Here is a 13,482-nt window from a genome sequence, read left to right as displayed (position 1 = left end):
GCCGGTTAGCCTTCGTTGTGCAGTTCCAGATTTTCCGCTTCGGTTTGCCCTCGCAGCGCCTTGGCGTCGTCGCTGCGCAGCGACTCCAGGTATTCCAGATAGCTTTGATCGACGTCTTTGGTCACGTAGATGCCGTTGAATACCGAGCATTCGAACTGGGTGATGTCCGGGTTCTCTTCGCGCACCGCTTCGATCAGATCGTCCAGGTCCTGGAAGATCAGCCCGTCGGCGCCGATGATCTGGCGGATTTCATCCACTTCACGCCCGTGGGCGATCAGTTCGTTGGCGCTCGGCATGTCGATGCCGTAGACGTTAGGGAAACGCACTTCCGGCGCGGCGGAAGCCAGATAGACGCGCTTGGCGCCCGCTTCGCGCGCCATTTCGACGATCTGCTCCGAAGTGGTGCCGCGCACGATGGAGTCATCCACCAGCAGCACGTTCTTGTCGCGGAATTCGGCGCGGTTGGCGTTCAGCTTGCGGCGCACCGACTGACGGCGCGCCTGCTGGCCCGGCATGATAAAGGTGCGGCCGACGTAGCGGTTCTTCACAAAGCCCTGGCGGTAGGGCTTCTCGAGAATACGCGCGATCTCCAGCGCGATGTCGCAGGAGGTTTCCGGGATCGGGATCACCACGTCGATGTCCAGATCTTCCCATTCGCGGGCAATCTTCTCACCCAGCTTCTGGCCCATGCGCACGCGGGCGCTGTAGACCGAGATCTTGTCCATAAAGGAGTCCGGGCGAGCGAAATAGACGTATTCAAACAGGCACGGGTTGGTTTTCGGGTTCTCTGCGCACTGGCGGGTGAACAGCTGGCCCTTGGTGGTGATGTACACCGCTTCGCCCGGCGCCACATCGCGCAGGAACTCAAAGCCCAGGGTATCCAGCGCCACGCTCTCGGAAGCCACCATGTACTCGCTGCGGCCATCCTCCAGCGTGCGCTTGCCGATCACCAGCGGGCGAATGCCGTTCGGATCGCGGAACGCCAGCAGGCCATGGCCGATGATCATCGCCACGCAGGCGTAAGCGCCGCGCAGTTGCTGATGCATGGCGGCGACCGCGGTAAAGATGTTGTCGGCCTCCAGCGGGTAGTGCGGGAAGCGATCCAGCTCGCTGGCCAGCACGTTCAGCAGGATTTCCGAGTCGGAGGTGGTGTTGACATGGCGGCGGCCGCTTTCGAACAGCTTTTGGCGCAGCTCATGGGCGTTGGTCAGGTTGCCGTTGTGAGCCAGCGTAATGCCGAACGGCGAGTTGACGTAGAAAGGCTGGGCCTCAGAGGCGCTCGAGCTGCCGGCCGTCGGGTAACGCACATGGCCAATGCCCATGTTGCCCTGCAAGCGTTGCATATGGCGCGCCTCAAACACATCTTTCACCAGGCCGTTGGCTTTACGCAAACGGAACCCGTTGTGGGCGTCAATGGTGACGATGCCTGCGGCATCCTGGCCACGGTGCTGAAGCACCGTCAGCGCATCATAAATCGACTGGTTTACCGGCATGAAACCGGCGATACCGACAATACCGCACATGTTGTCTTTTCCTCATCAGCGCTACCGCCCCGGCAATTGGGTCGGCAAGAAACTCGACGTGCTCTGCAGGTAGTCAAAGAACCACCTGATGACGTAACTGAACTGGGGAATGAGCTGCGACTGTTTCCAGTCGGCACTCTGTGAAAAGCCGGTAAAGGTATCCAGGAAGAACAGGATCGCTGCGACGATCAATACTCCGCGCAGCGCGCCGAAGCAGATGCCCAACACCCGGTCGGTGCCCGACAACCCGGTTTTCTCTACCAGTGAGCTAATCACATAGTTAACAATAGCCCCTACGATCAAGGTCGCGATGAACAAAATCGCGATCGCGATGCCGTTTCGCACCAGTTCATCTTCAAAACGAGTGAAATAGACCGCAAGGTAAGAGTAGAAATGGCTGGCAACAAAAAACGCACATCCCCATGTCACAAGTGACAATGCTTCGCGAACAAACCCTCGGATCAGGCTCACCAGAGCCGAAAATCCAATCACCGCTATAATGACGTAATCAATCCAGACCATGAACTATTCCAATGATGAATCGCCCCTGCATCCAATTCGCGGCGAATTCTAACAGAAAAAGAAAACGTTTGCGTAGGGGATTTCCTACCACGTTACAAATAAAAAGCGGCGATCAAAAAATTCCCAATCGCCGCGCCTACATAGGTGATTTCGCCTGTAAAAGGCGCGGTTTTTCTCGCTTTCTCTCCACCACTCCTTAATTCAGGGGCGCATCGTGCTGCGCCCCTGCGGGGTTTAACGGCCGTACGGCTTCACCTGCCCGCTCAGCCCGCTGATCGAGTTCAGCGACGGCAGCGCCGCCTGCAGCTTCTGCTTGGAGGCATCCGGGCCGACGTAGATACGGGTGATCTGCCCCTGCACCGGCGTTGACGGCACGGTAAAGGCGCGATAGCCCGAGAGGCGCAGCGAGGCGACAATCTCGTTCGCCTTGGCGGCATTTTTCAACGCCCCGAGCTGCACGACGTAGGCTTGCCCGGCCGGCGCTTTTTCTTCCGCCGGTTTCGGCTGCGGCGTCGGTTCAGGTTTCGGCGTCGGCTCCGGCTTCGGTACCGGCTTCACTTCCACCGGTTTCGGTTGCGGCGCCGGTTTCGGTTTCACTTCCACCGGTTTGGTTTCTACCGGTTTCGGCTTGGGCTGCGGCACCGGCTGAGGACGCGTTTCGACCGGCGGCGGCGCCACCTGCGCCGGCTGCTGAGCACCTTGCCGCACCGCCTGTTGCGCCGCCGCTTCATTGGCCGCCTGCTGTTCGACCAGCGCGCCCGCCCCTTCCGGCGGCTGCGCCGGCAACGGTTGCGTCACCGGTGGCAGCACGTCGTTCTCTTCGACGTCGCCCGCCTTCGGCACCAACGGAATGGCCGCGAATTCATCCTCGTAATGCTTCTTTTTACCGTCCAGCAACCCTGGCAGGATGATCACCCCCAGCGCCACCAGAATCACGGTTCCGACCAGTCGGTTCTGAAATTTACTCGCCACTCACACTCCCCGCATCTCGTCTGACGCCGCCATCACCTGCGCCACGGTGTGGAACGATCCACAGACGATCACAATATCCTGTTTATCAGCATCCTGCATAGCCTGCCGCCAGGCAGTTTCGACATCATTAAAGCGGCGCGGTTCCGCCAGATGTTGCGCCAGCTGTTCGACGCTGGCGCCGCGCGGCCCGTCGAGCGGCGCGCAGTACCATTCATCCACCTGCTCGCTGAGGCAGGCCAGCGTGCCGGCGATATCCTTGTCCGACAGCATGCCCACCACCGCGCGCACCTTGCCGCCGTTGCGCGGCAGTTTGGCCAGACGCCCGGCGAGATAGCCGGCGGCGTGCGGATTGTGCGCCACATCGAGGATCAGCGTCGGCTCACGCCGCACGATCTGGAAGCGCCCCGGCAGCGTCGCCTGCTGCAGCCCGGTGAAAATCGCGCGTTCGTCGATTTCCAGTGGAGAACAGTTGAGCGCCGCCAGCGCGGTAGCGGCGTTGGCCAGCGGTACGTTCGGCGTCGGCAGATCGGTCAGCAGCGTGTCGCCGCCCTGCCACTGCCAGCGATCGCCCTGCTCGCTGAAGCGCCAGGCTTCGCCGCGGCGAGACAGCGGTGCGCCCAGCGTTTCGGCAACCTGACGAATGCTGTCCGGCATGTCGGGTTCACCGACCACCGCCGGTTTGCCGCTGCGGAAAATGCCGGCCTTTTCACGGCCGATGCTTTCGCGATCGTTACCCAGCCAGTCGGTGTGATCGAGCGCGATGCTGGTGATCACCGCCACGCTCGGATCGACGATGTTGGTAGCGTCGAGACGCCCGCCCAGGCCCACTTCCAGGATCACCACGTCGAGCCGCGCCTGTTTGAACAGCTGCAGCGCCGACAGGGTGCCGAATTCGAAATAGGTCAGCGACGTTTCGCCGCGGCCGGCTTCAATGGCGGCGAACGAGCGGCTGTGCTCCGCTTCGCTCAGCTCTTCCCCCTGAATGCGCACGCGTTCGGTATAGCGCACCAGATGCGGCGAACTGTAGACGCCGACACGCAGGCCGGCGGCCAGCAGAATCGCTTCAAGGGTGCGACAGGTGGTGCCTTTGCCGTTGGTGCCGGCAACGGTGAACACCGTGGGTGCGGGGGTCAGTAAATCCAGATGCGCCGCGACGCGCTGTACGCGCTCAAGGCCGAGTTCGATCGCCTGGCTGTGCAGACGTTCCAGATAATAAAGCCACGAGCTCAATGGCGACGTGGCTTGGGGAATTTGGTGGTTTTGCATGAGTCCCATCACTGAACTTGGGTTCATTAATCCATCAGGGCACCACCCTCACCGCGGTAAAGGCGATGCGCTTCGTGACTGCCGCCAGCCTGCCAACCGCAGCGGATAGGCTACGGCCGGCGGAGAGCGGGCATCAGCCGTCACTTAGCCACAAAGTGGCGGCTGAACCCGGGCGGGATCTGTCTTTGCCTCAGGCGTCGGCCTGCTGCTCCGGCTCAATGACCGGCGCGGCCTCATCGAAATGCGGCTGCGGCTGGTTGGTCAGCTTGGACAGAATGCTCGCCAACGTTTGGCGCATTTCCGGACGGCGAACGATCATGTCGATCGCGCCTTTTTCGATCAGGAACTCGCTGCGCTGGAAGCCTGGTGGCAGTTTCTCGCGCACGGTTTGCTCGATAACGCGCGGGCCGGCAAAACCGATCAGCGCTTTCGGCTCGGCGATGTTGATATCGCCCAGCATCGCCAGGCTGGCGGAGACACCGCCCATGGTCGGGTCGGTCAGCACGGAGATATACGGCAAGCCGCGCTCCTGCATTTTGGCCAACGCCGCGCTGGTTTTCGCCATCTGCATCAGCGACATCAGCGCTTCCTGCATACGCGCGCCGCCGCTGGCGGAGAAGCACACCAGCGGACAGTTGTCCTCCAGCGCCTGCTCAACCGCACGCACGAAACGCGCGCCGACCACGGAAGACATAGAGCCGCCGATGAAGGCGAATTCGAAGGACGCGGCGACGATCGGCATACCGTACAGCGTGCCCTTCATCACCACCAGCGCGTCTTTCTCGCCGGTCGCTTTCTGTGCGGCGACCAGACGATCTTTATAGCGCTTGGAATCCTTGAATTTCAGAACGTCCTTCGGCTCCAGATCGCTGCCCAGCTCCACTTCGCTGCCTTCGTCCAGCAGGGTATGCAGACGCGCGCGCGCGCCCATACGCATGTGGTGGTCGCACTTCGGGCACACTTCCAGATTCCGCTCCAGCTCGGCGCGGTAGAGAACCTGGCCGCAGCTGTCGCATTTAGTCCAGACCCCTTCAGGAATGCTCGCCTTACGGGTTTGTGTGATATTGCTCTTGTTAAGAATTCGTTCAATCCAGCTCATCGATGACCTTTCTGTTTGAACCTGGCACACGCCAGTCCGCTGTTCATGCTTTAACAATCCCCCCGAAAACACCCCAATGAAAAAATGCCCGTTCGCGGCGCGGCAAGCGCGGCGACTGAGGCATCGGCTTCAGGGTTGTTCGCAGGAACAGACCATAATGTCGCTCATTAAACCATATCGGCCCGACGCTGTGGACAAAAAACTGGTCGAACCGACAGGTTAAGCGATGTTTTTACTGTTTTTGCTGGCGGGCGGCCGCGCGCTTGTGGCGCCAAATTTCAATCACCCCCGGCAGAATCGAAACGATGATGATCCCGACGATCAACAGTTTCAGGTTCTCCTGCACCACCGGCAGATCGCCGAACAGGTAGCCAGCATAAGTGAAGAGCAGCACCCAAACCAGTGCGCCAATCACGTTGTAGGCGGCGAAGTGGCGATAGGACATATGCCCCATACCGGCGACGAACGGCGCAAAAGTACGCACGATCGGCACGAATCGCGCCAGAATAATCGTTTTCCCGCCGTGCTTCTCATAAAACTGATGCGTTTTATCCAGGTAGCTGCGGCGGAAGATTTTCGAATTCGGGTTGCTGAACAGCTTCTCGCCGAACAACCGCCCGATAGTGTAGTTCACCGCATCGCCGAGGATCGCCGCCGCCACCATCAACGCCACCATGGTGTGCACGTTCAGATCGTTGGTCGGCAACGCCGCCAACGCGCCGGCGACGAACAGCAAAGAATCCCCCGGCAGGAACGGCGTCACCACCAGACCGGTTTCACAAAACAGGATCAGGAACAGAATAGCGTTGACCCACATGCCGTATTGTGCGACCAGTTCGGCCAGGTGCACATCAATATGCAGAATGAAATCAATAATAAACTTGATGATGTCCATAAATTCTCTCATTGATGCCGGGCGTTTCAATCACCCGGCAGAAGCACAAGGGAGCGACGCTTTCAGGCGTGCCGGCGTTTAATCGTCGGGCAAAAACAGCGGCCCCATCGGCGGCCGCGGCAGACCAAAGTGGTCAGGGTAATCCACGGCAACCAGATACAGCCCCTCGGCTCGCGCCGTCGCCGCCGCCAGATTGCGATCCTTCAGCGCCAGCAACTCGGCCATCCAGTTCTCATCCTGATTGCCGCAGCCGATCTCCATCAGGCTGCCGACGATGTTGCGAACCATGTGATGCACGAAGGCATTCGCCTTGATATCTACCACAATATATTCGCCGTAGCGCGTAACCTTAACGTGTTTTACGCAGCGCCACGGGGTGCGCGACTGGCATTGCACCGCGCGGAACGACGTGAAATCGTTCTCGCCCAGCAGCGCCTGCGCCGCCCGATGCATGCGATCGGCGTCCAGCGGGTGATAAAAATGCGTTACCCCCTGCTGCAGCACCGCCGGCCGGTAGCGATGGTTGAAAATGATATAGCGGTAGCGGCGCGCGGTGGCGCTGAAACGCGCGTGAAAATCGTCGGCAACGGGGCTCACCCAACGCACCGCAATATCCGGCGGCAAATGGGTATTCACCCCCATCGTCCAGGCGGCGTCCTTGCGGCGCGCAGTGGTTTCGAAGTGCACCACCTGCCCGGTGGCGTGCACCCCGGCGTCGGTACGCCCGGCGCACAGCACGGTAATCGGTGCATCCGCCACCTTGCTCAACGCCTGCTCCAGGCGTTCCTGCACGCTGGCCACTTCTTGCTGCCGCTGCCAGCCGTAATAACGGCTGCCGTCATATTCGATGCCCAGCGCTACCTTCAGCGTCGGCTGAGCGGGCGAGACCACCTCAGACATCAGTACATCTGCTCCTGCACCAGACGCTCGGCGGTTTCGACAGCCATCAACGCGCCGCCGAAGCGCACGTTGTCCGCCACCGTCCAGAACTGCAGCAGCTCGGGGATGCCGTAATCGTTACGCAGGCAGCCGATGCTGAGCGCATCGCTGCCGGAAGCGTCGGTGACCTGGGTCGGGTAATCGTCCTCTTCGCTCAGCTGAATATCTTCGACCTCTTCGAGCTCGCTGCGCGCCTCTTCGGCGGACAGCGGGCGCAGCGCTTCCAGGTGCACCACCTGCGCGTGGCCATAAAACACCGGCGACTGAACGCAGCTCACCGAAATCGGCAGCCCTTCATCCTGCAGCACCTTGCGCACCTGATCGACGATCAGGCGCTCTTCGCGCACGCTGCCCTGCTCGTCGGCGACAAGCGGCAGCAGGTTGAACGCCAGCTGTTTACCGAAAACGCCTTCCTCGGCCGGAATGCCGTTCAGCAGGCGCGCGCTCTGGCCGGCCAGATCGTCCACCGCCACCTTGCCGCGCGACGATACCGACATCAGCGTGGTGACGTGCAGACGCGACAGCCCCGCCTGTTCGGTCAGCGGTTTGATCGCCGTCAGCAGTTGGCTGACCATGCTGTCGGCCACCGCCACGATATTGCGGTTACGGTAATCCGCCAGCACCTGCGGGTTCACGCCCGGCACCACCAGCGGCACATCCGGCTCCATGGCGAACAGGCCGCTGGTGTCGATCACCAGGCAGCCCATGTTGCCGGCTTCTTCGGCATAGCGCGCGGAAGCGTCGCTGCCGGCGACGAAGAAGGCCAGCTGCGCCTGCGACCAGTCGAACTCTTCGGCGTTTTGCACCAGAAGAGACTTGCCGTTGAAGCGCACATTGGCGCCCGCGCTGCGTTCGCTTGCCAGAGGATAGAGCTCACCCACCGGGAACTGGCGTTCCTGCAACAATTCCAGCAACGCTTCACCTACCGCGCCAGTGGCGCCGAGCAGCGCGATATTCCAGCCGTCAGACATCGGGTTTTCTCCAGAGTATTTCATTCATAAAAGCACACGGGCAGTGCAATCACCGCCCGATAATCTTTACCGCTCACTGTAGCGGCGTTGGCTTAAGACAACCTTACGCCCTACGCCACGCTGAAGCCCAGCTTGCCGAGCAGCTCGGCGCTGGCGCTGTCATCGCATTGCACGGCCAGCGAAGACCACTCGCGGCGCTCCTGGTAGTGCTTGCGCAGGCGATCGAATTCGCCCGGTTGCCCGGCGACTTTGCGCAATGGCGCATCATCGCGGCGCACATCATACACCAAGTGCATCAATCGTTTTAACCGCGCTTCATCCAGCGGCCCGTTGAGGCGGATCTGGCTGAACTCCGGCACCGGCAGCAGCGAGGCCAGCGCCACCTGCTGCGGCTGCCCCAGATGGCGGCTGAACGCTTCGAACACCTGGGTGGTGCCGCGCGCCTTGCCTTCCAGCGTATACCCGGCGATGTGCGCGGTGCCGATATCCACCCGCGCCAGCAGCGGCAAGGCGAGGTCCGGCTCCGGTTCCCACACGTCCAGCACCGTGCTCAGCTTTTTGCCCTTTTCCAGCGCCTGCAGCAGCGCGGCGTTATCCACCACCGGCCCGCGACAGGCGTTGATCAGAATGCGGTTGTCCGGCAGCGCCGCCAGCAGGTCGGCATCCGCCAGATGCAGCGAATGGTAAGGGCCGGATTTATTCAGCGGCGTATGGAAGGTCAGCACATCGGCCTCGGCCACCAGCTTCTCCAACGGCCAGAACTCCCCGGCGTCGCCGCGATCGGCGCGCGGCGGATCGCACAGCAGCGTGCGCACGCCCAACGCTTTGAGGCGCGCGTCCAGGCGGGAACCGACGTTGCCCACGCCGACGATGCCGACGGTTTTATCCCGCAGGTGGAAGCCGTCGCGTTCGGCCAGCAGCATCAAGGCGGAGAACACATACTCGACCACCGCGATGGCGTTGCAGCCCGGCGCGGCGGAAAACCCGATGCCCTGCCGTTGCAGCCAGGCGTCATCGACGTGATCGGTGCCGGCGGTGGCGGTGCCGACAAAGCCGATGCGGCTGCCGGCCAACAGGGCTTCATTGACCTTGGTGACCGAACGCACCATCAGCGCGTCGGCATCCGCCAGCGCCTCAAGCGGGATCGGACGCCCCGGCACCGCCTGCACGTCGCCCAGGCGGCTGAACAGCTCGGCCGCGTACGGCATATTTTCATCAACCAGAATTTTCACTGCGTTCTCCGACGGTTTACGGCTATTGGTCTGCGAAATAGTGTGCCACTGAATCAGGCACGGCGAAAGCGCTCAGGGGTGGTGCCGGCGATCTGCTGGAACATGACGATAAAGGCCGACGCGGAGCTGTAGCCGACGTCCAACGCCACGTCCTGCACGGTTTTGCCCTGCTCGAGCAACGACACGGCATGCAGAAAACGCAGGCGCTGGCGCCACTCGCTGAACGACATGCCCAGATCCTGCTGGCAGCGGCGCGACAGCGTGCGCTCGGTGGTGTAGACCCGCGCCGCCCACGTTGCCAGCGAGGTGTTGTCCGCCGGGCAATGCTCCAGCGCTTCCAGCACCGGCGCCAAAAATTTGTCGTCCGACGACGGCAGATAGGTTTGCTGACGCGGCGACAGGCGCAGCTGGTCGATCAGCACCTGACAGAGGCGCAAATCCTCCTCCGCCTGCGGAATGTACTGCTTGCGCGCATAGAAATCCTCGGCGATGGCACGGAAGATGGGCGTTACGCTCACCAGACAGGGGTCGGCCGGCATGCCGGCGCACAGCGCCGGCGTAATGTCCACCATGCGGCACTGCGCCAGTCGCTGGTTGTAGCAGGAGTGTTCGATGCCCGCCGGCGCCCACAACACGAACTCCGGCGGCGCCAGAAAGCGCTGCCCGCCGATGCGCAGCACCATCACCCCGGCTTTGACCCACATCAACTGGCCCCAGGTGTGGCTGTGCGGCTGGAATTCGGTGCGCGCGTTAAACTCTTCACAGCGGAACTGCACCGGGTTGGGCGCCGGGATCAGCGACTCAGGGAAATGGCGGATTTCTGGCATGGTTTCGTCCCGTGATTTGTCTTGTTTACGCCGATTTTTGTCTGGATATCGCTATATATGATAAACCGGACACGCGTAGACTAGCCAGCATGTTGGACGTTATTGAGAATAATTATCATGAATATGCTCTTCCCACTGTTGGCCGTGCTGATATGGTCGATTAACGCCGTTGTCAGCAAACTCTCCGCCACCGCCATCGATCCGGCGGCCATTTCACTTTACCGCTGGCTGCTGGCGCTGATCGCCCTGACGCCGTTCGTGCTGCCGGGCGTGCTGCGCAATTGGGCGCAGGTGCGCGCCAACTGGTGGAAACTAATGATCCTCGGCTTGCTGGGCATGGTGCTGTATCAAAGCCTGGCCTATTACGCGGCGCACAGCGTCAGCGCGCTGTTTATGGGCATCATCGTGTCGCTGATCCCGCTGCTGACCATCCTGATCAGCATCGTCCTGCTGCGCATTGCGCCGACCGTCGGCGTGCTGCTCGGCAGTATTCTCTCCTTCGGCGGTTTGATCTGGCTGGTCAGCGGCGGCCAGCCCGGCGTGCTGCTGCAGCACGGTATCGGCAAGGGGGAATTGATGATGCTGCTCGCCACCGCCTCTTACGCGCTGTATGGCGTGTTGACCAAACGCTGGGCCATCGCGCTGCCGAACTGGCAATCGCTGTACGTGCAGATCCTGTTCGGCGTGCTGCTGCTGCTGCCTAATTTCCTGATGGCGCAGGATGTCGGCTTGAACGGCCATAACCTGCCGCTGGTGCTGTTCGCCGGCATTCCGGCTTCGATCATCGCCCCGTTCCTGTGGATCCAGGGCGTGATGCGCCTGGGCGCCAACACCGCCTCGATCTTCATGAACCTGGCGCCGGTGTTTACCGCCGCTATCGCCGTGCTGTTCCTGCATGAGCAGTTGCACGGTTATCACCTGATCGGCGGCGGCATTACCCTGCTGGGCGTTATCCTGTCGCAGCGGCTGCGCACGCCGCTGACGCGTAAAGCCAAAGCCCCGGCGGCCGACGTCGAGTCCTGCAAAGAACAGGCTTAAGGCAACAGCCTGAAACGCACCCGCACCAACAGACCGCCCAGCGCGGCGGAGCTCAACAGCTCCGGGCGGGTGCCGTGATAGGCGGTGATGTCCTTCACCAGCGCCAGCCCCAGGCCGGCGCCCGGCTGATCGCCCACGTTGTCCAGCCGGTGAAATGGCTGCAGCGCCAGCGCCTTGTCCTGCAAGGCGATGCCGGGGCCGCTGTCTTCAATCTCCAGCACGCCTTCCCCCGTCGCCTTCTCCTGCGTGAGGCGAGCGGTGACCACGCCCTGACGCGGTGTGTATTTCAACGCGTTGTCCAACAGGTTGGCGCACAGCTCGGCCAACAGCAGCGGTTCCCCCGCCACCTGACACGCCGCTTCACCTTCGAAGCCGAGATCGATCTGTTTGCTGCGCGCCTGTGGCAAGCGAGAGAAACAGGCGTCGCGCAGCACCTGCGCCAGGTTGACCGGCTGCAGCTTGCGCTCGGCCTGGTGCTCGCTGGCCTTCAGGCGTGAGAGATACAGCAGGCGGTCGGTCAGTGCCACGGTATTGTCCAGCGTCGCGCTCATCGCCTGCAGGCTTTCGCGCCACTGCTGCGGCCGATCGCTGGCCAGCGCCACCCCGACCTGAGTCTTCAACACCGCCAGCGGCGTGCGCAGCTGGTGGGAAGCGTCGGCGCTGAAACGTTCCTGACGCGCCACCATCAGCCGCAGCCGTTCGATATAGCGATTGAACGCCACCAGCAGCGGCTGCATCTCCGACCACGGCAATACCCGCGGCAAGGGCGTCAGCTCGCCCGGATCGCGCCGCAGCATGATGCCGGAGAGTTTACGCATCGGCTTCAACACCCGCTTGAGCAGCGCGAACGCCAGGATCAGGGTCAACACCACCACCGTGCCCTGACTCAGCAGCGCCGCGATCATCATCTGCCGCGCCAGGTAACGGCGCGACTCCAGGGTTTCCGCCACCAAAATGGTCGCCATGCCGCTCACCCCCGACTCGTTGACCGGCTGAAACAGCGCCGCCACGCGGATCGGCCGGCCGAGATATTCCGCATCGTAAAAATGCACCAGCGCCGGGTAGAGCGTGGAACGCGGGATATGGGGCGGCAGCGACGGCAAATCGTCATAGCCCGAGATGCTTTTTCCCTGCGGCGAAATCACCTCGTAATACAGCTGATCGTTCATGTTGCGCTCGAAGCTGTCGAGCACCACATAGGGCACATCGACTGCCAACTTGCCTTCGCGCACCACCAGTCGCTCCGCCACGGTGCGCGCCGACGCCAGCAGCGTGCGATCGTAAGCCAGAGTGGCGGCGCTCATGGCGCTGAAATAGTGGGTGTAGATGGAGATACCGCCCAACGCCAGCAGCGGCAGGCCAAAAAACAGCAGCAGTTGATAGAACAGCGAACGCGGGGCGTTAAACCACCGCATTGCACAGCTCCAGACTGTAGCCCAGACCGCGCAGCGTGACGATCGCCACGTCGCTGCCCTGCAGCTTTTTCCGCAGGCGGTGTACGTAAAGCTCGATGCTCTCCGGATTGGCCTCGTCGGACAGCGTAAACACCTGCTCGAACAGCTGTTGTTTGGCCACCGGGCGGCCGCGCCGATGCATCAGCGCGGTCAACACCGCCAGTTCGCGCGGCGTCAGCGCCAGCGGCTTGCTCTCCAGCAGAAAATAGCCTTCGTCATGGTAGGTCAACGCGCCGTACTGCAACGCCGGCTGTGGGGCGCCGACGCTGCGGCGCAGCAGCGCCCGAATACGCGCCTCCAGCTCGTCCAATTCGAACGGCTTGGTGAGGTAATCGTCTGCCCCCAGATTCAGGCCCCTTACCCGATCGGCCACGTCGGTGCGCGCCGTCAGCAACAGCACCGGCAGATCCTGCCCGCGCTTGCGCAGGCGCGCCAGCAAATCCAGGCCGTTCAAACGCGGCAACGCCACATCCAACACCGCCAGCGCATAACGCTCGTTGAGCAACAGATGATCGGCCGCCACGCCGTCCGGGGCGACGTCGACGGCAAACCCGGCGCCGGTCAGCGCCTTTTGCAACCAGTGAGACAGCTCGGGGTGATCTTCAACCAATAACAGTCGCATGTTCCCATTCCATTGATTTACCTGAACAACCTGGCGCCGACACGGCATCCGTTAACAGGCTGATAACAAAGGATGGCATGGAAAATAAGGGGATAAAAGAGCGCCGCGCCGCCAGTTTTGGG

At 62.0% G+C, this 13,482-nt stretch carries 13 protein-coding genes; 1 reads left to right on the top strand and 12 read right to left on the bottom strand.

Going from position 1 to position 13,482, the window contains the following annotated elements; translation table 11 throughout:
- Window positions 1–5 precede the first annotated feature (5 nt).
- The 10 genes from purF to AC2CGI_RS02025 all read right to left on the bottom strand — a co-directional run bounded on the left by purF (window position 6) and on the right by AC2CGI_RS02025 (window position 10,246).
- Entirely contained in the window at window positions 6–1,523 is a 1,518-nt protein-coding gene (gene purF / locus AC2CGI_RS02070; RefSeq protein ID WP_004936117.1) for an amidophosphoribosyltransferase, read from the bottom strand.
- A 21-nt stretch (window positions 1,524–1,544) separates the two neighbouring features.
- Window positions 1,545–2,045 (bottom strand): colicin V production protein, encoded by a 501-nt coding sequence (cvpA, locus tag AC2CGI_RS02065; protein ID WP_004936119.1) that lies wholly within the window; start codon window positions 2,043–2,045, stop codon window positions 1,545–1,547.
- Between the two features lie 234 nt (window positions 2,046–2,279).
- Window positions 2,280–3,017, bottom strand: coding sequence for a cell division protein DedD (gene dedD / locus AC2CGI_RS02060; RefSeq protein ID WP_015378591.1), 738 nt, complete (start codon window positions 3,015–3,017; stop codon window positions 2,280–2,282).
- Window positions 3,018–4,283 (bottom strand): bifunctional tetrahydrofolate synthase/dihydrofolate synthase, encoded by a 1,266-nt coding sequence (gene folC, locus AC2CGI_RS02055; RefSeq protein ID WP_015378592.1) that lies wholly within the window; start codon window positions 4,281–4,283, stop codon window positions 3,018–3,020.
- 190 nt (window positions 4,284–4,473) lie between these two features.
- On the bottom strand, window positions 4,474–5,382 hold the full coding sequence (accD, locus tag AC2CGI_RS02050; protein WP_004936126.1) for an acetyl-CoA carboxylase, carboxyltransferase subunit beta: 909 nt from the start codon (window positions 5,380–5,382) through the stop codon (window positions 4,474–4,476).
- A gap of 232 nt (window positions 5,383–5,614) precedes the next feature.
- Window positions 5,615–6,277, bottom strand: coding sequence for a DedA family protein (locus tag AC2CGI_RS02045; protein ID WP_484593930.1), 663 nt, complete (start codon window positions 6,275–6,277; stop codon window positions 5,615–5,617).
- Between the two features lie 78 nt (window positions 6,278–6,355).
- A complete protein-coding gene (gene truA / locus AC2CGI_RS02040; protein ID WP_015378593.1) occupies window positions 6,356–7,177 on the bottom strand; it encodes a tRNA pseudouridine(38-40) synthase TruA in 822 nt (273 codons plus the stop codon).
- The gene (locus AC2CGI_RS02035; RefSeq protein WP_015378594.1) at window positions 7,177–8,187 is read right to left on the bottom strand and encodes an aspartate-semialdehyde dehydrogenase; all 1,011 of its coding nucleotides are present in this window, start codon (window positions 8,185–8,187) and stop codon (window positions 7,177–7,179) included. Before AC2CGI_RS02035 ends, truA begins: the two co-directional genes overlap by 1 nt.
- Before the next feature lie 110 nt (window positions 8,188–8,297).
- A complete protein-coding gene (gene pdxB, locus AC2CGI_RS02030; protein WP_021505571.1) occupies window positions 8,298–9,419 on the bottom strand; it encodes a 4-phosphoerythronate dehydrogenase PdxB in 1,122 nt (373 codons plus the stop codon).
- Between the two features lie 53 nt (window positions 9,420–9,472).
- Window positions 9,473–10,246: an AraC family transcriptional regulator gene (locus AC2CGI_RS02025; protein WP_015378596.1), complete on the bottom strand. Its 774-nt coding sequence runs from the start codon at window positions 10,244–10,246 to the stop codon at window positions 9,473–9,475.
- A gap of 117 nt (window positions 10,247–10,363) precedes the next feature.
- Here AC2CGI_RS02025 and AC2CGI_RS02020 point away from each other — a divergent pair, with 117 nt between their 5' ends.
- The gene (locus tag AC2CGI_RS02020) at window positions 10,364–11,284 is read left to right on the top strand and encodes a DMT family transporter (protein ID WP_004936141.1); all 921 of its coding nucleotides are present in this window, start codon (window positions 10,364–10,366) and stop codon (window positions 11,282–11,284) included.
- Here AC2CGI_RS02020 and AC2CGI_RS02015 read toward each other — a convergent pair.
- Window positions 11,281–12,699 (bottom strand): sensor histidine kinase, encoded by a 1,419-nt coding sequence (locus tag AC2CGI_RS02015; protein ID WP_004936144.1) that lies wholly within the window; start codon window positions 12,697–12,699, stop codon window positions 11,281–11,283. The genes AC2CGI_RS02020 and AC2CGI_RS02015 overlap by 4 nt on opposite strands.
- The gene (tctD, locus tag AC2CGI_RS02010; protein ID WP_004936146.1) at window positions 12,686–13,360 is read right to left on the bottom strand and encodes a transcriptional regulator TctD; all 675 of its coding nucleotides are present in this window, start codon (window positions 13,358–13,360) and stop codon (window positions 12,686–12,688) included. The genes AC2CGI_RS02015 and tctD overlap by 14 nt, the downstream gene beginning before the upstream one ends.
- Window positions 13,361–13,482: the final 122 nt, after the last annotated feature.

It is taken from the genome of Serratia sp. LSHTC3, assembly GCF_057197125.1.
This window is presented reverse-complemented; position numbering and strand designations above follow the sequence as displayed.